The sequence below is a fragment of the Chondromyces apiculatus DSM 436 genome, from assembly GCF_000601485.1.
GTDB classification, from domain to species: Bacteria; Myxococcota_A; Polyangia; order Polyangiales; family Polyangiaceae; genus Chondromyces; species Chondromyces apiculatus.
Window position 1 is genome coordinate 27724 of record NZ_ASRX01000011.1, and the last position, 20728, is coordinate 48451.

Here is a 20728-nt window from a genome sequence, read left to right on the forward strand (position 1 = left end):
GTGCCTCGGCTCTGGCTCGACACCAACGTGGCCCGCAGCGCAAAGCGCATCGCACAGCTCTGCCGGCTGGCCACACAGAAAGGCGTCGAGGTCGTGATCCATCCCCAGGTCTACCTGGAGCGCCGCCGCCAGATGCGTGCTCAGGAGGGGGCGAATTTCGATGGAGCGCTCTTCGACGGGTTCCTGGCGCGCCAGGGCATCCAGGTGCCGGTGTTCACGCTGGATCAACCTCGTGCCAGTGCCTGGGCAGACGCGCTCTCCGAGCGATACCCGTCAGACAAAGCCTGGGAAGCGGCGAAGAAAGGCACCCTCGGTGGGCAGCTTCAGAAAGCATTCGCCGTCCTTCCAGGCAGCATGCCCATAACGACCGACTGGTTGATCTCTCTGCTCGTGGAGCATGAACCCTCATCGCGCGCGGTCACCGAGGACCGGAAGGAAGAGTGGCGCTTCTTGCGAGAAGCGGAGCCCCGCCGTGCTCTCGGCTGGGAGGAAGCCTTTTCCTGGCTGCAAAGCCTTCCCGATGTCGCTCATCACGACGAGAAGGACGAAGCCCTGTGACACCGAAGCGATCGTTCCGCGTCTACTTCACGGCGCATCCGGATGGGCGGCTGACGGGGATCTTGCTGCGGACCTGGGACTGGTTCTTCGACAGGCCCTCGCCGGCGGCGTACGGGGTGTCGGAGGAGGACGTGCTGGCGCAGCTCGAAGCGGAGCTGCACGGGATGGTGGCGACGAAGGAGGACGCGCTGGAGCGCTACCTCTGGGACGATGCGTTCGAGGTCCGCACCATCACGGTGGAGGTGCACCCGCAGACGACGGTGAAGAAGCGGGTGGTGATCGGCAAGCGGCGCATTCCGATCCGGCTCTCGTACCTGTGGAGCAAGCTGCGGGAAGGGGGGTTCCGGGTGATGCTGCCGCGGTTCAGCCACTGGTTCATCGTGGAGGAGCTGGCGAGCGCGCCGGAGGTGCTGCGGCAGATGGTGACGACCGCGCTGCTCGGGGAGAACCCGCGGTCGCTCTACGATTTCCGGATGGAGGGGGAGGAGTACGTGCGGGCGTGGTCGCCGCGGCTGGCGCAGGCCCACGAGAGAGGGCTGGCCGGCAGGAAGGGGCACAGCGCGCCGAGGAAGGAGGAGCGGCCGACGCTGGAGGCGGTGGCGGAGGAGCTGGTGGACCGGGCGGTGCGGCAGAAGCTTCCGCCGGTGGTGGGGGAGTCGGCGGAGCTGGACGCGGCGATGCGGCTCGTGGACCGGGCAGCTCCAGCGTCGATCCTGCTCGTGGGGGGGGCGGGGGTCGGGAAGACGACGTGGGTGTACCGGCTGGCGCGGAGGTTCGCGGCGTGGCGGCGAGAGCCGGGGCGGAGGCGGGTGCCGCGGCTCTACAGCACGTCGGGGGACCGGATCCTGTCGGGGATGAAGTACCTGGGGATGTGGCAGGCGCGGTGCCTGAAGCTCGTGGAGGAGCTGTCACATGAGGGGGATTTCCTGCACGTGGGGGCGCTCTTGCCGCTCCTCAGGCCGCAGCCGGACGGGGCGTCGATCGCGGACCTGTTCCTGCCGGCGCTGCGCGCGGGAGAGGTGAGCCTCATCGGGGAGTGCACCGAGGAGGAGCTGGAGGTGGCGCAGCGGCGGGCGGCGACCGTGGTCTCCTGCTTCCAGGTGGTGCGGCTGCGGGAGATGGAGGCGGCGGCGGTGCCAGGGTTGCTCGCGGAGTACGAGGTGCGGCGAGACCTCAAGGTGCGGCTGCATCCGGCGGGGAAGAAGCGGCTGGTGCAGCACCTGGCGATGTTCCGGCGGGATGTGCGGTTCCCGGGGAAGGCGCTGCGGTTCCTGGACTGGCTCGCGCAGGAGGGGCAGGCAGGGGCGGGGCCGTCTGCGGCTTCCGCGACGAAAGGGGGGGCCAAGGGGAGCGCGGGGGAGGCACGGCTCCTCTACCCGAGGGATGTGTCGGCGGCCTACGCGCGGTACTCAGGGCTGCCGATGGAGCTCATCGCCGATGAGGTGCCGGCGGGGGCGGAGGCGATCGCGAAGGGGCTCCGGCAGCGGGTGGTGGGGCAGGACGCGGCGTGCGCGGTGGCGGCGCGGGTGCTCGCGCGGTTCAAGGCGGGGATGAACGATCCGGAGCGGCCCTCGGGGACGCTGCTGTTCGTGGGGCCGACAGGGGTGGGGAAGACGGAGCTGGCGAAGCAGCTCGCGCGGACGATGTTCGGGGACGAGGGTCGGATGATCCGGCTCGACATGAGCGAGTACATGCTGCCCGGCGCGTCGGCGAGGCTGCTCGCGACGGGGCCAGGGGTGGTGAGCCTGGCGCAGCGGGTGCGCCAGGAGCCGCTCAGCCTGGTGCTGCTCGACGAGCTGGAGAAGGCCCACCGGGAGGTGTTCGACCTCCTGCTCGGGGTGCTCGGGGAGGGGCGGCTGAGCGATGACGAGGGGCGGCTCGTGGACTTCCGGATGACGCTGATCGTGATGACGTCGAACCTGGGGGTGTCGGATCGGGCAGCGGTGGGGTTCGGGGGGGGTGGAGAGCGAGGGGGAGGCGAGGGGAGAGAGGCGGAGGCGCAGGGAGGAGGGCGGGGGGTGGTGCCGGCCGCGGTGCGGGAGCACTTCCGGCCGGAGCTGTTCAACCGCATCGACCACGTGGTGACCTTCTCGGCCCTGGACAGGGACAGCGTGCTCCGCATCGTGGATCTGGAGCTGAACCAGGCGCAGGCGCGGACGGGCCTGGTGCGGCGGGGGCTCCGGCTCCGGGCGACGGAGGAGGCGAGGGCGAGGCTCTCGGAGCTGGGCTTCGACCCCAGGCGAGGGGCCCGACCGCTGAAGCGGGTGATCGAGGAGCAGGTGATCACGCCCATCGCTGCCCGCATGGCAGCGGACCCGGGCTACCGGGAGCGCGAGGTGCCGATCCGGGTTGAAAGTGGTCAGCTTGTGGTCGGGTAGGACTGCCCACGCTCGTGCATTCCGGATGTGGGTGTTGCCGCGCCGCAGCAATGTGATGTCAGGGCCACTGGAAGGGTTGAGGACAAACGCAACACATGCGACCCTCGGCCCCTGCAACCCGTCGCCATTCCCGGCAAACCGGGCGCACTTCGTACGTTGATCAGGTCGATCGGCATGGCCAAAGAGCGCGTCTTCTCCCTTGATGCGGTCCGTACCGATGGTTGGTTCGAGCGCATCGGTGAGGGCATCGGCAGCTTCCATGCGCTCTGTGACATCGTCGGCGAGGCGTTCTTCGCGTTCTCGATGATCACGGGCGCGCGCATCACGGCGCTGACCGTGGACCGCAGGAACCCCGACAACACCCTCGTCGATTTCGTGATCGCGCCCCCAGGTGAGGAGGAGGACGTGGGGGACGTCCAGCGGCTCACCCTCGCGGATTTCCGGCACCGCCTCGTGGCAGCGCTGCTCACCGAGGAGGCGATGCCTCAGGCGCCGGAGCGCGACACCGATCTCGAAGGGCTGCAGCTCCACATCGGTGTTCGCTACCTCCTGCTCGCGCCGCTGTACGGCTACAGCCTGCGCAAGCTGATCGTGGAGGGGCGCGTGTCGCGGCTCCTGCTCCTGCGCGATGGCGTGGAGGAGACCCACGAGCTGAACGAGTACCGGGCGCGCATCCGCGCCCATGTCCGCGAGGAGCTCGACCGCGCCTCGGACCGCAACAAGTCGGCCATCGATCTGACGAAGGTGGCCGAGGCCGAGGTGGCGGCGCAGCGCGGGGAGTGGGGTCGGGTGATCCAGATCCTGGGCTCGTGGCCGGCGCCGCTCGCCATCTTCCTGCGCACGCCCGAGGGGCAGATGCTCACACCGGAGGCCCGCGGGCTCATCGCCAAGGGGCTCGGGATGCTGGGCACGGCCTGCGTCAAGCTGGGCGAGGAGCAGCAAGGGGAAGAGGTGATGCGGCTCGCCGTCCAGTATGCGCAGGACGGGGTGGCGGCCGCCGACATCTTCCGGAGGCTCGGCGAGGCGATGCTGGAGGACGGTCGACCGGGCGAGGCGCTCGGGCCGCTCCGGCGCGCGGCGAACCTCGGATCACCGGCCAAGACGATCTGGCCCCTGCTCGCCAAGGCCTTCGTGGCCCGCAAGAAGTACCTGGCAGCGCTGGCCTGCATCCGGGAAGCGCGAAACGCCGGCGTGGGAGACGCGGAGCTTCGTGCCGAGATCCAGGAGGTCGAGGCCACGCTCGGCCCTGCGCTGACGGCCTGGCGGGGGCTCATCCTGGCGTCCAGCCGCTCCTGACACGGAGCGACACCTGGAGCGGCATCATTGACACCCCAGGGGGTGCCGGCTAGATCCCGGCCCCATTCCCCGGGATACGCTGGACTTTCTGCCGCCCGAAGCCCAGCAACATACCCACCTCTCGAAGCCTCTGTCCGGGGGCGAAGCGAACTAGGTACCCGATGGCCACCTATATCCCGCTCCTGCTGCTGTTCCTCATCGCCGCGATCATCGCGATCGCGATGTTCCTGCTCTCCACGTACATCGGTCCGAAGAACCCGACGCCGGAGAAGATGATCCCGTTCGAGTGCGGGAGCGAGTCGACCGGCGGGCGCTTCGTCAAGCCGAGCGTCAAGTTCTACCTGACGGCGATCCTGTTCGTGGTGTTCGACCTGGAAGCGGTGCTCATCTACCCCTGGACGATTCAGTTCCGATCGCTCGGATGGGTCGGCCTGGCTACGATGGGCTCGTTCATCGCGCTGCTCGTCGTCGGCCTGCTTTACGTGTGGAAGAAGGGAGCCCTCGAATGGGAGAGATGAAAAACGACGCGACCACCGTCCGGGTCCTGGAGGGATCCGAGACAGGGTTCGCCACGACGCGCATCGACGCGCTGCTCGGCTGGGCGAGGAAGTACTCGCTCTTTCAGTACCCCTTCATCACGGCCTGCTGCGCGATGGAGTTCATGTCCTTCTCGGGGCCGCGCTTCGACATGGCGCGGTTCGGCGCCGAGGCGCCGCGCTTCTCGCCGCGCCAGGCGGACCTGCTCTGGGTGGTGGGCACCATCAGCCAGCGCCAGGCCCCGGTGCTGAAGCGCATCTACGAGCAGATGGCCGATCCGAAGTACGTGCTCGCGTTCGGGACCTGCGCGTCGTGCGGCGGCTTCTACGACAACTACACGACGCTGCCCGGGATCGACAAAGTCGTCCCCTGTGACATCTACGTGCCGGGCTGCCCTCCGCGCCCCGAGGCGGTGATCGATGGCCTCCTTCTCCTGCAGGACAAGATCGCGCGCGGTGACCGCACCCCGGCCGTGGTGAAGCCGCGCATCGACCCCGTGAAGAAGGGCGAGGAACTCTTGCAGCTCCACCGCAAGGGGAACGGCTGAGTCCATGAGCAAGCAGATCCTGGAGCTGCTCCAGGCCCGGTTCCCCGGCGCCATTCTGGAGACGCACTCGCAGTTCGGCGATGACACCGCGGTGGTCGATCCCGCGGTCTGGCGCGAGGTTGCCCGGTTCCTCCGGGAAGACCCGCGCATCGACATGGACATGTTCGTCGACCTCACTGCGGTCGACTACCTGTGGCAGGGCGCGTACCCGCGCTTCGAGGTGGTCTGTCACCTGCGCTCGCTGCAGTACGGGCACCGCATCCGCATCAAGGCGCGCATCGGCGAGGAGGACGGCTCGGGGGCGGACATCGACTCGCTCCAGCCCATCTGGAAGGGCGCGAACTGGTTCGAGCGCGAGTGCTTCGACATGTTCGGGGTCGTCTTCCGCGGGCATCCCGACCTGCGACGCATCCTGATGTACCCGGAGTTCCAGGGGCACCCGCTCCGGAAGGACTACCCGGCGCAGAAGTACCAACCCCTCATTCCGTTCCGCGACGTCCCCGACAAGCTGCCGCCGTTCGGCCCCGACGAGGGGATGAGCTTCGGCCGGCAGATCCACGATCAGCACGCCGGATACGCGAACGAGGAAGCCCCGAAACCCCCCGAGGCGTAGCCCATGGAACCGCTGGATCTCGATATCAGTGAGGGCGAGCTCGAGCTCCCGAGCGAGCCGATGATGCTCAACATGGGGCCGTCGCATCCCGCGATGCACGGCACCATCCGGATCGTGGTCGAGCTCTCGGGAGAGCTGATCACCAAGGCTGACGTGCAGATCGGTTACCTGCACCGCGGCTTCGAGAAGATGTGCGAGCGCGGCACGTGGACGCAGGTGTTCCCCTACGTGGACCGCTGCAACTACGTCTCGCCGATGCTGAACAACGTCGGGTTCGCGCTGGCGGTCGAGAAGATGATGGGCGTGACCGTGCCCGAGCGCTGCCAGTACTACCGCGTGGTGCTCGGCGAGCTGGCGCGGATCTGCGACCACATGATCTGCAACGGCGCCATGTGCATGGAACTCGGCGCGTTCACGCCGTTCCTCTACCACGCGCGCGCCCGCGACATCATCTGGGACATCTTCGAGGAAGAGACCGGCGCGCGGGTGACGCACAGCTTCGGCCGCGTCGGCGGCATGGCCGCGCCCCCCACGCAGTACTTCAAGGAGATGATCCGGGCGGGCTTGCCCCGGGTGCAGAAATTCCTCTCCGACTCGGAGCGGCTCCTCGTGAAGAACCGCATCTTTCTCGATCGCCTGGAGGGCGTCGGGAGGATCAGCAAGGAGGACGCGCTCGCCCTCGGGTGGACGGGGCCGACGCTGCGCTCGACGGGCGCGGCGTACGACGTGCGGAGGGCACACCCGTACCTGGTCTACGACCGCATGGAGTTCGACGTGCCGGTGGGGACCACGGGCGACAACTACGACCGGTTCATGTGCCGCATGGAGGAGATCCGGCAGTCGATGCGGATCATCGACCAGGCGCTCGAACAGATGCCCGACGAGGGCCCGATCAACATCGATGACCCGCGGATCATGCTGCCCCCGAAGGGCGAGGTCTACACGACCATCGAGGCCACCATCCAGCACTTCAAGATCGTGATGGAGGGCATCAAGGTCCCGGCCGGCGAGTGCTACTCGTACACCGAGGGTGGCAACGGAGAACTCGGCTTCTACATGGTCTCCGATGGCAGCGGTACGCCCTACCGGTTGCGCATCCGGCCCCCCTGCTTCGCGGTGACGCAGGGTCTCGAGCAGATGATCACAGGGCTCATGATCCCCGATGTGGTTCCGACGTTCGGGTCGTTGAACATGATCGGTGGAGAGTGCGACCACTAGGCTCACGGAGTCGACGCTTCCGATGACGACCATCAAGATCGACGGCAGAGAGATCCCCTTCGAGCCCGGTGACACGGTCATCCGGGCCGCGCACCGGGCGGGCATCGACATCCCCCATTACTGCTGGCACCCGGGCCTGTCCGTCGCAGCGAACTGCCGGATGTGCCTCGTGGAGCTGCCGCCGCCTCCAGGGCGCCCGGCGATGCAGCTCGACATCCTGCGGTGGGACGAGGCGAAGCAGGACTACGTGCCGGCTCGGAAGCCGAAGCTCCAGCCGGCGTGCCAGGTGGCCTGCGCGCCGGGCATGGAGGTGCTCAGCGAGTCGAGCGAGCACGTGGCCGAGGCCCGCTCGGCGGTGCAGGAACTCTTGCTCCTGAACCACCCGGTGGACTGCCCCATCTGCGATCAGGCCGGGGAGTGCCGCCTGCAGGACTACTGGCTGGAGCATCAGCGCAAGGGCAAGCGCATGCGCCAGGAGGTGGTGCACAAGCCCAAGGCCGTCGTGTTCGGTCCGACCATCGTCTACGACGCGGAGCGCTGCATCATCTGCACGCGCTGCGTGCGCTTCTCCGACGAGGTGGCGAAGGACCCGGTGCTCGACGTGCGCGAGCGCGGCAACCTGAACGAGATCACCGTCTCGCCGGGGCGGCAGCTCGACCACGATTACACGCTGATGACGGAGCACGTGTGCCCGGTCGGTGCGCTCACGTCGATCGACTTCCGCTTCAAGGCCCGGGTGTGGTTCCTCCGGAGCGCGCGCACCGTGTGCCAGGGATGCGCGACGGGCTGCAACGCCTTCCTCGACTACGATCCGCGCAACAACACGCCGTACCGCCACCGGCCGCGCGAAAACATGGCCGTCAATACCTACTGGATGTGCGACACCGGCATGCTCTCGTACAAGCGCGCCGTGGAAGGGCGGTTGCTCTCCGCGCTGGTGGGCGGTGACGACGCGACGCTGACCGACGCGCTCGCGGCGGCGAAGGAGCAGCTCGCGGGCATCAAGGAGAGCCCCGGGCGGGTGGCGATCGTGCTCTCCGCGCAGCACCCTACAGAGGACAACTTCGCGCTCTACCAGCTCGGCCGCACGTTCATCGGGGCGACGGACTTCTTCGTGTCGGGCAAGCCGCTCGGCAAGGCGGACGACATCCTGATGAGCGCCGACAAGAACCCCAACACCCGCGGGGTGATGGAGATCGTGGAGGCGGCGGGCGGGGGCTCCGGGAGCGCGACGCAGCCGCGGCCCCTGGCGGACCTGCTCGAGGGGATCGCCGCCGGGAAGTACTCGTACGTCATCGCGCTGGGCTCGGACCTGGAGGTCGACCCGGCAGAGGCGCAGAAGGCGCTCTCGCGGCTCAAGGGCGTGGTGACCATCGCGGCGCACGACGGGCCGCTCGCCAAGGCCGCACACGTGGCCCTGCCGGCGAGCGCCTGGGCCGAGGCCGAGGGCTCCTACGTGAACAAGAAGGGCCTCGTGCAGCGCAGCGAGCGCGCCCTCAACGCGCGCGGTGACGCGCGTCCGGCATGGGAGCTCGTCGCGGAACTCGGGCGGAAGCTCGGCTACGCCACCGGGTGGAAGACACTGGCCGAGGTGCGCAGGGCCATGCCGGCCGGCACCTGGGCGGGCGCCACGGCGGCGTCCCACGCAGTGCAGGCCCCCGTCACCACCACCGAAGAGTCTGGGGCATCGGTATGACCGGCGTAGAAATCGTCCTCGCGCTCGTCAAGATCATTATCATGATCGCCTTCCTGCTCGGGCTGGCGCCCATCGCCATCTGGGCGGACCGCCGGCAGAGCGCGATGTTGCAGCACAGGCCAGGCCCCAACCGGGCGGCGGTGTACATCCCCTCCATCGCGGCGCGCGGCCTCGTGGCTGGCCCTGCCGTCTTGTTCGCGGCCGTGGCGGGCTTCACGGCCTTGCAGAAGCTGTCGGATCGAGCGGCCTACGAGGGAACCATCATCGGGATCCAGCTCGGGATCGTGGTGGCGTGGTTCAGCCTGCTCATCCTGTGGCGGGTGATCCGGGGGAGCGGCGCGATCAACGGCTTCGAGAGGCTGATCGGCGGGATGGACCCGCGGAACATCTTCTACGCCGGGCTCGCGGCGCACCTGGTCGGCCTGTTCCTGGCCCGCTCCATCCCGCGTGATGCGGCGCCCGTGTCGGTGCGCGTCGTGCTCCTCGCGCTGACGGTCCTGCTCCTCGCAGTAGGCGGTTACGGCGCCTCGCGGGTGCCGGACGGGAAGGTCGCGATCCGCCTCGCGGGTACGCTGCACCCCGCGGCCGACGCCCTGAAGCTGATCCTGAAGGAGGACTTCGTCCCCCCGAACGGCGATAAGCTCCTGCACGCGCTCGGACCGATCCTCGCGATCCTCCCTGCCTTCATCACCTTCGCCATCATCCCCTTTGGCGACAAGCTCTGCTTCGGCGACGACGGCGACAAGGTCTTCGGCTTCGCGGACCTCGGGCTCCTGCAGCGGACGGTGACCGACTCGTTCCAGTGCAACGGGCACGTGGTGAACCTGCAGGTCGCCAACCTGAACGTCGGCATCCTCTACCTGTTCGCGATGGCGGGCACTGGGGTGGTCGGCGCCGCGATCGCGGGGTGGGCGAGCGACAACAAGTTCTCCCTCCTCGGCGGCCTCCGCGCGTCGAGCCAGATGGTGAGCTACGAGGTCGCGCTCGGCCTCAGCCTGGTCGGGCTCTTCGTGATCTACGGCAGCCTCCAGCTCGGCCCGATGGTCGAGTGGCAGCGCCAGAACGCCTGGGGCATCTTCGTCCAGCCGGTCGCGTTCTTCCTGTTCCTCGCCGCGCAGAACGCGGAGCTGAAGCGCGTCCCCTTCGACGCCCCCGAGGGCGAGAGCGAGATCGTCGCCGGGTACTTCGTCGAGTACTCGGGGATGAAGTGGGGCATGTTCATGGCCGGTGAGTACGTGGAGCTGCTCGTGTCGAGCGCGCTGCTCGCGACGCTCTTCTTCGGCGGTTACACGCTCCCGTTTCTGTTCCGCGACGGCATCACCGTGGCCTTCGGCGACACCACGGTGTTCCAGTACAAGATGACGCACCTGTCGGTGTCGATCCTCCAGGTGCTGGTCTTCTTCGGGAAGACGATCGTCATCAGCTGGGTGCAGATCTTCTTCCGGTGGACGTTGCCGCGCTTCCGCTACGACCAGATCATGAAGCTCGGCTGGACGAAGCTCTTGCCGGCGGCCATCGGCAACATGCTGGTGACCTGCATCATCGTGCTGGCCATCGACTCGGCGCCGGCAGGGTTCCACGAGGGTCTCGCGATCGCGGGCCAGGTAACCCACGGCATCCTGGTCTTCGGCGGGCTCGCCGCCTTCGTGGCCATCGTCGCGGGCCTCCTGGAGCCCGTGAAGCGCAGGCAGTTCCTCCAATCTTCCGCGGCGCGCTTTGCGGCGGCTGCGGGTGGCACCAAGTCGTCGCCCCAGCAGGCGTAGGAGAAGACCATGGCCAAGGCCCCCGCCCCCAATCCCTGGACCAAGCCCCGCGGCGAAGCCATCAAGCTGAAGGTCATCCCGCGGCCCCAGCGCACCGCCGAGGTGCAGTCCTACGTCCCCGCCTTCCTCAAGGGGATGTCGATCACGATGCGCCACTTCTTCAAGAACACGAAGGAGATGGTGCTCGGGCAGAAGCCGGACCCGGTGCTGGAGGGCCTGGAAGAGGGCATCACCACCATCAACTACCCGGAGGAGAAGCGCCCCTACCCGGAGCGCTTCCGCGGGCTGCACCGGCTCACGCTGCGGCAGGACGACTCGCCGCGGTGCGTGGCGTGCCTGTGCTGCTCGACTGCGTGCCCCGCGCAGTGCATCCACATCGTGGCGGCCGAGTACCCCGAGGGCGACACCCGGCGCGGGTACGAGCGCTACCCGTCGTCGTTCGTGATCGACGAGCTGCGCTGCATCTTCTGCGGCTTCTGCGTGGAGGCGTGCCCGTGTGACGCCATCCGCATGGATACCGGGATGCACGCCACGGCCTACGACTCTCGCGAGCAGTTCATCTACAAGCGCGAGCTGCTCATGAGCTTCACGGGCCGGGACGGGTCGCGGGAGACCGCGAACCCGCGCCACGAGCCGGGTGACGAGACGCACCCGGGCGTCACGCGTGAGCACATGGAGCACTGACGGGCCAGGCCATGGCCACCTCCCTCGGCCCCTACGAGGCGGTGATCGGCCTCGAGGTCCACGCGCAGCTTCTCACCCGCACCAAGGCGTTCTGCGGCTGCGCGACGAGCTTCGGCGACCCTCCCAACACCCATACCTGCCCGGCATGCCTGGGACTGCCGGGCGCGCTGCCCGTGCTGAACGGCGAGGCGGTGCGCATGGCGGTGGCCGCGTCGCTGGCGCTGGGGTGCACCGTCCAGCACCACAGCGTCTTCGCGCGGAAGAACTACTTCTACCCGGACCTGCCCAAGGGCTATCAGCTCAGCCAGTACGAGCTGCCCCTGGCCCGCACCGGCGTGCTGGAGATCGAGGTGGAGGGTGAGACGCGCCGCGCGCGCATCCTCCGGGTGCACATGGAGGAGGACGCCGGCAAGAACCTGCACGGCATGGGCGGCGCTTCGGTGGTCGACCTGAACCGCGCCGGCACTCCGCTCGTGGAGATCGTGGGCGAGCCCGATCTCCGCTCCGGGCTGGAGGCCGCCGAGTACCTGAAGCGGTTGCGCGAGATCCTGATGTTCGTCGGTGTGAACGACGGCAACCTCGAGCAGGGCAGCTTCCGGTGCGACGCCAACGTGTCGGTGCGCAAGGTGGGTGAGGCGCGGCTCGGCACGCGGACGGAGCTGAAGAACATCAACTCCTTCAAGTTCGTGGCCGACGCCATCGACGTGGAGATCCGGCGCCAGATCGCCCTCCTGGAGGGCGGAGAGCGGGTCCGCCAGCAGACGCGCGGATACCACCCCGAGCGCCGCGAGACCTACCTTCTGCGGGACAAGGAGAGCGAGGCCGATTACCGCTACTTCCCCGATCCCGATCTGCCACCGCTCACGCTCGACGAGGCGTTCATCGACGGCGTGCGCTCCGCCTTGCCGGAGCTCCCCTCCCCGAAGCGGCGCCGCTTCACCGAGGAGCTGGGCCTCTCTCCCTACGCGGCCAGCGTGATGACCGCGCACCCCCGCGTCGCCGGATTCTTCGAGGAGACGTGTCTCCTCCACGGCGACCCCGTGAAGGTCGCGAACTTCGTGCAGAGCGAGGTGCTCCGCGACGCCCGCACCTCCGGCCTCTCGGCGACCTTCACGGTGACCCCGAAGCAGGTCGCAGCCCTCCTCCGGCTGGTGGATGAAGGCACCATCAGCGGCAAGCAAGCCAAGGAGGTGTTCACCGCCATGGCGGAGAGCGGCCATGATCCTGGCGACATCGTCCGTGAGAAGGGCATGGCAGTCCTCAGCGACACCTCGGCCATCGAGCAGCTCGCCGCCAGCATCATCGCGGCGAACCCCAAGCAGGTCGGCGCGTACCGCAGCGGCAAGACCGCCCTGCTCGGGTTCTTCGTCGGCCAGGTCATGAAACAGACGGGCGGTAGCGCGAACCCTGCAGTGGTCAACGAGGTGCTCATGCGTCTCCTCGCCGCGCCGACGTGATCTCTCTGCAACGAAGTCTTTGCGTGCGGGCCTCGGTGAAATACGCTTAGCCCCGCGCACGCGCTGCGGCCCTGCGAGCAGGAAGCAAGCCGCACGTCGACGACCGTTCAACAACCTCAGGAGCGAGCATGAGCCAGGGTGGCTACGGCGGGGGTGGGGGCTGGGGACAGCCGCCGGGTGGTGGTGGTGGTTTCGGTCAGCCTCCCGGCCAACCTGGCGGCGCAGGGGGACAGCCTCCGGGCCAGCCTCCTCAAGGCGGCTACGGGCAACCCCCTGGGCAAGGCTCCCCGGGCGCGTTCGGCCAACCCGCTGGCGGTAGCTACGGCGCGCCTCCCCCTGGCGGCGGCGGTGGCTACAACCAGCCCCCCGCGGGCTACGGCCAGCCCCCTGGACAGCCCCCTCCTGGCGGGTCCTGGGGACCGCCGCCCGGGCAGCCCCCGGGTGGCTATGGCGCGCCCCCCGGAGGCGGTGCGTTCGGTCCTCCCGGCGGCGGCGCCTTCGGTCCTCCTGGCGGCTATGGCCAGCCTTCGGGCGGCATGCCCCCCTATGGACCTCCGCCCGTCGGCGGTGCAGGCGGCGTGAACCGGTTCTTGAAGCCCGCCTTGATCGGCGGTGGTGTCGGCGGGGTCGTCTCGGCGATCCCCTTGATTGGCGGCCTGCTCGTCTGCTGCTTCTGCCTGCCCACCCTCGGCGGCGCGGCGCTCGCGGTCTCCATGCACCTGAAAGAGAACCCCCACGAGCGGCTCAACACCACCGATGCGGCCATGTGCGGCGGTCTCGTGGGCGTCGTGTCCGGCGTCCTCTCAGCCATCTTGCAGTACATCGTCGGTCTGATCTTCGGCGGGGCAGCGCTTGCCATGCTGGGGGGCATGACGCGCTCGATGCCGAGCTTCGCCGCCAACCTGGCGGGGGGTGGCCTCGGCCTGTTCGTCAGCATTCCGCTGAGCGCCATCCTCTACGGGGGCATGGGTGCCCTCGGCGGCTTCCTCTCGATGCAGCTCTTCTTCAAGGACCGGCTGGCACAGTAGCCTGGCGCCCGCCGCGCTTCTCGATGGACCCTTCCCGCCTCGTCGACGACGTCCGTTTCCCCCTCCGCACCGCCGCATTCGCCGGCGTCACCTTCGGCATGTACGGCCTGCTGGAGGTGGACTGCGCGCGCTCTCCCGCGTCCGCGCGCGAGCAGCTCCTCCACACCTGGATGCACCGCTACGGCCAGGCGCTGGTGAAGCTCTACGGCATCGACGTGCGGGCCGGCGGTCCCCACGTCGGCGCGGGCGCGCAGTACCCCGGCACCGATGCGCGGGGGCGCGGACGCCTCTTCGTCATGAACCACCGCTCCGGCCTCGATGTCCCGGTGACCCTCGCCCACTTCGAGTGCACCATCCTCAGCCGCGCCGATCTCGCGCGCTGGCCGGTGATCGGCGTCGCTGCGCGCCGCGCCGGGGTGCTCTTCGTGGACCGGAGCGACAAGCGCAGCGGGGCGGCCTCCGTCAACGCCATGGCCTCGGCCCTGGAGGGTGGGCGCGCGGTGATGGTCTACCCCGAGGGCACCACCTACGCCGGCGACGAGGTGCGACCTTTCCGCCAGGGCGCCTTCGCCGCAGCCCACCGCGCGGGCGCGGAGATCGTGCCGGTGGGCATCGCCTACGGCGGCGGGGACGCGGCCTACCTCGACGAGAGTTTCGTCGATCACATGAAGCGCGTGAGCCGGGCGCGGCGGACGGTCGCCTCCATTGAGGTCGGCGAACCCATCGCCCCTGGTCCCGAAAAGGACGCTCTCCGCCTCGCCGCCCACGACGCTGTGCAGGCGCTGGTCCACCGGGCCCGCGCCACCCTCGACGAGCGCTGACGCACATCGAGCCGTTTCCCCTGGCGGTGCTGGTCGGCTACCGTGTCCGTCCCAACCTCGTCCCTGGTCCATCGTGCAACGATCTGCGAAGAGATGAGGGGTCTCGACCACCGGGAGCGTAGGGGCCCGTAGGACCCTGATTTTAGAGAACGCAGCACTGGAGCCTCGTCGAACCGCCCATGGCCACCGAAGGGACGCCCCCGCACACCACCGGACAGCGCAAGGCCTCGGATCCCGCCCAGGGAGCGGAGATGCACAAGGACCTGATGTTCCTCGCCGATGCGAGCGAACAGCTCACGGGCTCTCTCAACCCCCAGACCATCCTGGAGCGCCTCGCCAGGCTCGCGGTCCCCTACCTCGCCGACTTCTGCACGGTCGATCTCGCCAAGCGCGTCGACGGCAACAAAGGAGAGTTCGATCTGCGTCCGCCCTCCGGCGAGAAGGAGGACGAGAAGAGCCAGAAGTCTCCCTTCCGCCGGGTGACCGCGGCGCACGTCGACCCCGAAAAAGAGAAGCCCCTGCGCGAGGTGGTCCCCGAGGCCGAGGGCCCGCTCGGCATTGCCAGGGTGCTGAAGAGCGGTCAGCCGCAGGTCTTCCAGGGGCCTGCCGAGGGCGGCGCAGAGGCCGTGGAAGGCCTCTCGGCGCAGCTCGCCGTGCTCGGCGCGCGCTCGGTGATGGCCGTCCCGATGATGGCGCGGGGCCGGCGGCTCGGAGTCCTCTCCTTCGGCGTCACCGCCTCGGATCGCGTCTACTCCACCGACGATCTCGTCCTCGCCTCCGAGCTCGCCCACCGCGCCGCGCTCGCGCTCGACAACGCCTACCTCTACCGAAAGGCCGAGGAGGCCCGGAAGGCCGCCGAGAAGAGCGCCGACCGCGCCGCCTGGCTCTTCGCGGTGACCGCCGCGCTTTCCGACGCGATCACCCCGGCCGCCGTGCTGCGCGTCCTCGCCAGCGAGATCGTCGCCGCGGCGGGTGGTGTGGCGGGTGCCGTCGCCATCCGCACGGGGGGCACCGAGCTCGAGGTGGTGCGCAACACGGGCTACCTCGACACCGACGCCACCTCGCTGCGCCAGTTCGACGTCGATGCCATCCTGCCCCTCGCCCGGGCCGTCCGCGATCGTCAACCGCTCTTCCTCGAATCCGACGCCCAGCTCGCCCAGTTCAGCCCCGCCTTCGTCGAGGCCTGCCGCGAGGCCGGCGAGCACGCCTACGCCGCCATCCCCCTCTTCCTGGAGGGCCGCGTCCTCGGCGCCGTGGGCTTCGCCTTCACCGAGCCGCGCACCTTCTCCGACGACGAGCGTGCCTTCATGCTCTCGCTCGTCCAGCAGGGCGCTCAGGCGCTGGAGCGCGCGCGTCTCTCCGCGCTCCAGACGGAGGAGGCCATGCACCTCTCGCACGAGGTGCTGCGGCAGATGCCCGAGGCCATCCTCATCACCGACCTCGACGGCAACATCCGCCAGTGGCTCGGCGAGGCCGAGTCCATCTTCGGCTACCTCGCCGAGGAGATCGTGGGCAAGCACATGTCCCTCCTCCACCGCGAGGACATCCGCGAAGAGTCCACCCCGCGCATCCTGCAGGCCATCGAGTCCATGCGCACCTTCGTGGGCGAGATCCCCTGCGCGCGGCGCGACGGCTCCGAGGTCCCCATCGAGGTCACCGCCTACCCCGTCCATGACCAGGAAGGCCGCCCCCTGTTCCTGGTGGGCATCCACCGCGACATCACCGACCGCAAGCGCGCCGAGGAAGAGCGGGCCCGCCTCATCCGCGCCCAGGCCGCGCGCGCCGAGGCCGAGGAGGCGGCGCGGCGCTTCTCCTTCCTGGCCGAGGTCTCCACCTCGCTCACCGCCTCGCTCGACTTCGCCACCACGCTGAAGACGCTGGCGCACCTCTGCGTCCCGACCATGGCCGACTTCTGCGTCGTCGAGGTCCCCGAGGGCGACGGCTCTCGCGTCGTCGCCTCGACCCACACCGACCCGACCAAGGAGCCGCTCCTCGCGCAGTTCCTCCCGAGCGGCCTCGATGGCCTCGACGGCGACCCGCGCTCCCCGCGCGCCGCCCCCTCCTCGGTGCGCGTCCACGTCCCCGGCGGCCCTGTCGGTGCCTCGCTCCCCCCCGTGCTGCGGGTGCTCAAGACCGGCCGCTCCGAGATCTACCCGAGCCTCACCGAGAGTTCGGTGATCACCCCCGACATGCTCCCCGAGCAGGTCACCGCCATCCGCCAGCTCGCCCCCACAGCGTACCTCGTGGTGGCGCTGCGCGCGCGCGGGCGCATCGTCGGCGCCCTCGCCCTCGGCATGGCGGAGTCGCGGCGCCACCTCGATGCCGCGGCCGTTTCCCTCGCCGAAGAGGTCGCCTACCGCGCCGCCATCGCGCTCGACAATGCCCGCCTCTACCGCGAGCTCCAGGACGCCAACCGCCTGAAGGACGAGTTCCTCGGCACTGTCTCCTACGAGCTGCGCACCCCGCTCAACGCCATCCTCGGCTGGGCCCGGATGATCCACTCCCGCTCCCTCGACGCCTCCTCCGAGCAGCGCGCCGTCGCCGCGATCGAGCGCAACGCCGAGATGCAGACCACGCTCATCGACGAGCTGCTCGACGCCTCCCGCATCATCACCGGCACCATGAAGATCGACCGGTTGACCATGGAGTGCTCGCTCCCCATCCAGGCCGCCATCGACGCCATCCTCCCCTCGGCGGCGGGCCGCGGTGTGGCCATCCAGATGGCCCTCGACCCGACCGGCGTCTTCGTCGAGGGCGACCCCGGGCGTCTCCAGCAGGTGGTCTGGCACCTGCTGTCGAACGCCGTGAAATTCACCCGCGCCGGCGGCGTGGTCTCGGTGCGCCTCACCCAGGACGACAAGTGTGCCGAGATCGCCGTCGTCGACACCGGCGAGGGCATCGTGGCCGAGCTGCTCCCCTACGTCTTCGACCGCTTCCGCCAGGGCGACAACGTCGCCGGCCGCCGCCACGGGGGCCTCGGCCTCGGCCTGTCCATCGTGAAGCACGTCGTCGAGCTGCACGGCGGCACCGTGGAGGCCGCGAGCGGCGGCAACGACCGCGGCTCCACGTTCATCGTCCGCCTCCCCCTCTCCCGCGGCGCCGCGGCGACGGCGCTCGGGAGCCTTGGCGTCCCCCCCGAGCCGCGCAACCTCTTCCCCCGCCTGACCGGCGTGCGCGTGCTCATCGTCGACGACGACGAGGACACCCAGGAGATGCTCTCCGCCGTGCTCCGCCGCTGCGGCGCCGACGTCCGCACCGCCAGCTCGGCCCGCGCCGCCCTCGACATCCTGCAAGGCGGCTGGGAGCCTTCTCTGCTGGTCTCCGACATCGCGATGCCGGGCGAGGACGGCTACACCCTCATCCGCCGCGTCCGCGAGATGCTCCCCCGCAAGGTCGGCCGCACCCCGGCCCTGGCGCTGACGGCCTACGGCCGCGTGGAGGACCGCGTGAAGGCGCTCTCCCACGGCTACCAGATGCACGTGCAGAAGCCGATCGAGCCGATGGAGCTAGCGGCCGCCGTGAAGTCCCTGGCCACGGGGCCGATCCCCTGGCCGGAATGAGGGCGCGCTGTCGGTACTCGCCACCAGCACCGCCTCGCCAATGCGGTGGTCGCTGATAGGGCGTAACGTTCGTCGAAACGGACGGCTCCGACGAACCACCTCGACGGTTTCGCCCTCGAACCCTTGGATTCACGGGCAGACCGCAGGTTTCTGGGGCTGCGTGCAGGCCGCGCCTGCCTGGTGTCCACAGGTAGTATGGAAGCTGGCGCGTGAACCCGACGATCGCTTAGTCTGGTAGGCGGAGTAGCCTGTGCCCGACGTCCCCAACAGCCCGCAGCACCGCCCACCGCCGCCACCTCGGCCCGAGGGTGGGCCATCGTCGCCGCCGCGACCGGCTTCCGTGCCTCCGCCCGCCGTGCCGAGGGCCAGCTTCACGGCTGCGATGCCGGCAGCGCAGCAGCAGCCTGCGATGCCTCCCACGCCCTCGACGACCGGCATGCGCGCCGTGCAGGCCCCCGCGCCCACGCCCTCGACGACCGGCATGCACGCCGTGCAGCAGCCGCCTGCACCTCCGAGCCCTGCCTATGCGCCCTCGATGAGCGGCGCGGCATCGCTGGCAGGAGGGCCTCCGGTCGCCCCCACCATGCCGCTCCCCGGGGCTGCGGCGCAGGGCATCCGAAGGCCGACGTTGAGCGGCTCCATCCCCCCGCCCGTGCCGCCCGCCAACGGGGCAGCGCAGGGCATCCGAAGGCCGACGTTGAGCGGCTCCATCCCGCCCCCGCTCCCGCCCGGGGCCGCGGCGCAGGGCGTGCGACGGCCGACGATGAGCGGCTCCATCCCGCCCCCGCCTCCGCCGCGTCCTGCAGCGGGGCAGCCGGCGCCGCAGGGGCACGCGGCGCAGGTGGCGGCGGCGCAGCCGAGGCACATCGGCGGGATCCAGGAGCTGGCGCCGGGGACGATGATCGCCGGGCGCTACCAGGTGCAGCGCCTGCTCGGGCAGGGCGGCATGGGCGCCGTGTACGGTGTTCGTCACGTGAACACCAGCGAGCTGCTGGCGCTCAAGCTGCTCCACCCGTCCATGTCGCAGAACGCGCAGGCGGTGGAGCGGTTCCGCACCGAGGCGCGGGCGCCGGTGCGCATCGGGAGCGAGCACGTGGTGCGCGTCGTGGACGCGGACATCAGCCAGGAGCTGGGCGTGCCCTTCCTGGTCATGGAGCAGCTCAAAGGGCGTGATCTCGGCACGGAGCTGAAGCGGCGCGGGGCGCTGCCCGCCGGCGAGGTGGTGGTCTACCTCCAGCAGATCGCGCGGGCGCTCGACAAGGCCCACAACATGGGCATCGTCCACCGCGACATGAAGCCGGCAAACCTGTTCCTCACCTTCCGCGAGGACGGGTCGCCGTGCGTGAAGATCCTCGACTTCGGCATCGCCAAGCTCGCGGACGGCGCGTCGGCGGAGCTTACCCAGGACGGCACCATCTTCGGGACGCCCTGGTTCATGTCGCCGGAGCAGGCCCGTGGCCACGCGACGAAGGTGGGACCGCCGGCGGACCGCTGGGCCCTCGGGCTCATCGCGTTCCGGCTGCTCACCGGCAGGAACTACTGGAAGAGCGACAGCATGGCGGCGCTCATCGGTGAGATCCTCTACGAGCCGATGCAGCTCCCGAGTCAGCTCGCGCCCCATCTTGGGCCCCGCTTCGATGCGTGGTTCGCGCGCGCCTGCAACCGTGAGGTCGAGCAGCGCTACGAGAACTCCTCGGTGATGATCGCGGAGCTCGCCGACGCGCTCGGCGTGTCGGCGACGGGCCACGCGACGCACTCGTCGTTCGGTGCCTCGTACCCCTCGATGAACGTCTCGCAGCCCTCGCAGCCTGGCTACCCGGGTCAGACGGGGCACCCGGGGCAGACGGGGGTGCACGCGGCGATGGGGGGCTCGCAGCCGTCACACCCCGGCGCGTCGCACCCTGGCATGTCGCACCCCGGCATGATGAGCGGGTCGCAGCCAGGAGGCGCGGGCGCGTCGCAACCGGCGATGGGGACCTCGCAGCTCGGCCTGTTGTCGCAGTCCCATGCCCCGATCACCGTGCAGCCGGCGAGCGCGCCTGCGGCGCCCATGTCGGGACCGGGCACGACCAACACGCCCTACTCGGCTACCCAGCCACCGGGGACCGCCAAGCGGCAAGGCCTCGCGGGGCCGGTGCTCGCGGGGCTGGGCATCGCGCTGGCGCTCGCGGGCGGCGCTGCGGGGGCGTGGGTGCTCCTCAAGCCCAAGCAGCCCGAGGCCGCGCCGACCACGATGGCGGCAGCCCCCGAGGGTGAGGCACAGATCACAGCGCCTGCAGCGCCGGTGGAGAGCGCAGCGCCGGCCGCCGCACCTCCCGCGGAGTCGGCGGCTCCGGCCGACCCGGCAGCGCAGCCGGACCCTGCTGCCTCGGCCGACCCCGCCGCAGCGCCGGAGGCCTCCGCGGAGGTCGAGGCAGGGCCCGCAGGCTCTGCGACGCCCGTCGCGGCCTCTCCTGGCGGAGGCAGCGCCACGAAGACCTCGTCGACTCAGTCTGCCAAACCGGGTAGCTGGCTCCCGCCTGTCCCCGGGGTGCCTGCCGCACCCAAGGTGAAAGACATCAATTTCTGATGC

General features: G+C 69.8%; 15 protein-coding genes. All 15 read left to right on the forward strand.

Annotation, left to right across the window (positions count from 1 at the left end):
• On the forward strand, positions 1-558 hold the full coding sequence (locus CAP_RS07935) for a hypothetical protein (RefSeq protein ID WP_156040585.1): 558 nt from the start codon (positions 1-3) through the stop codon (positions 556-558).
• Positions 555-2936 (forward strand): AAA family ATPase, encoded by a 2382-nt coding sequence (locus CAP_RS54895; protein WP_044238084.1) that lies wholly within the window; start codon positions 555-557, stop codon positions 2934-2936. Before CAP_RS07935 ends, CAP_RS54895 begins: the two co-directional genes overlap by 4 nt.
• A gap of 174 nt (positions 2937-3110) precedes the next feature.
• Complete coding sequence (locus tag CAP_RS07945; protein WP_044238086.1) at positions 3111-4232, forward strand: tetratricopeptide repeat protein; 1122 nt, start codon at positions 3111-3113, stop codon at positions 4230-4232.
• 161 nt (positions 4233-4393) lie between these two features.
• Positions 4394-4750, forward strand: coding sequence for an NADH-quinone oxidoreductase subunit A (locus tag CAP_RS07950; protein ID WP_044238088.1), 357 nt, complete (start codon positions 4394-4396; stop codon positions 4748-4750).
• Positions 4738-5316, forward strand: coding sequence for an NADH-quinone oxidoreductase subunit B (locus CAP_RS07955; protein ID WP_044238090.1), 579 nt, complete (start codon positions 4738-4740; stop codon positions 5314-5316). The genes CAP_RS07950 and CAP_RS07955 overlap by 13 nt, the downstream gene beginning before the upstream one ends.
• A 4-nt stretch (positions 5317-5320) precedes the next feature.
• Complete coding sequence (locus tag CAP_RS07960; protein ID WP_044238092.1) at positions 5321-5929, forward strand: NADH-quinone oxidoreductase subunit C; 609 nt, start codon at positions 5321-5323, stop codon at positions 5927-5929.
• Between the two features lie 3 nt (positions 5930-5932).
• The gene (locus CAP_RS07965) at positions 5933-7147 is read left to right on the forward strand and encodes an NADH-quinone oxidoreductase subunit D (RefSeq protein ID WP_044238095.1); all 1215 of its coding nucleotides are present in this window, start codon (positions 5933-5935) and stop codon (positions 7145-7147) included.
• A gap of 22 nt (positions 7148-7169) precedes the next feature.
• Entirely contained in the window at positions 7170-8843 is a 1674-nt protein-coding gene (locus CAP_RS07970) for an NADH-quinone oxidoreductase subunit G (RefSeq protein ID WP_052374477.1), read from the forward strand.
• A complete protein-coding gene (locus CAP_RS07975) occupies positions 8840-10606 on the forward strand; it encodes a complex I subunit 1/NuoH family protein (RefSeq protein WP_044238098.1) in 1767 nt (588 codons plus the stop codon). Before CAP_RS07970 ends, CAP_RS07975 begins: the two co-directional genes overlap by 4 nt.
• Before the next feature lie 9 nt (positions 10607-10615).
• A complete protein-coding gene (locus tag CAP_RS07980) occupies positions 10616-11290 on the forward strand; it encodes a NuoI/complex I 23 kDa subunit family protein (protein WP_052374478.1) in 675 nt (224 codons plus the stop codon).
• An 11-nt stretch (positions 11291-11301) separates the two neighbouring features.
• Positions 11302-12747, forward strand: coding sequence for an Asp-tRNA(Asn)/Glu-tRNA(Gln) amidotransferase subunit GatB (gene gatB, locus CAP_RS07985; RefSeq protein ID WP_044238100.1), 1446 nt, complete (start codon positions 11302-11304; stop codon positions 12745-12747).
• A gap of 128 nt (positions 12748-12875) precedes the next feature.
• Positions 12876-13775 (forward strand): hypothetical protein, encoded by a 900-nt coding sequence (locus CAP_RS50020; protein WP_156040586.1) that lies wholly within the window; start codon positions 12876-12878, stop codon positions 13773-13775.
• Positions 13776-13798: 23 nt separating this feature from the next.
• Complete coding sequence (locus CAP_RS43990; protein ID WP_052374481.1) at positions 13799-14596, forward strand: lysophospholipid acyltransferase family protein; 798 nt, start codon at positions 13799-13801, stop codon at positions 14594-14596.
• 179 nt (positions 14597-14775) lie between these two features.
• A complete protein-coding gene (locus CAP_RS08005; RefSeq protein ID WP_044238106.1) occupies positions 14776-18156 on the forward strand; it encodes a GAF domain-containing protein in 3381 nt (1126 codons plus the stop codon).
• 355 nt (positions 18157-18511) lie between these two features.
• Complete coding sequence (locus tag CAP_RS08010) at positions 18512-20725, forward strand: serine/threonine-protein kinase (protein ID WP_156040587.1); 2214 nt, start codon at positions 18512-18514, stop codon at positions 20723-20725.
• The last annotated feature ends 3 nt before the right edge of the window (positions 20726-20728 follow it).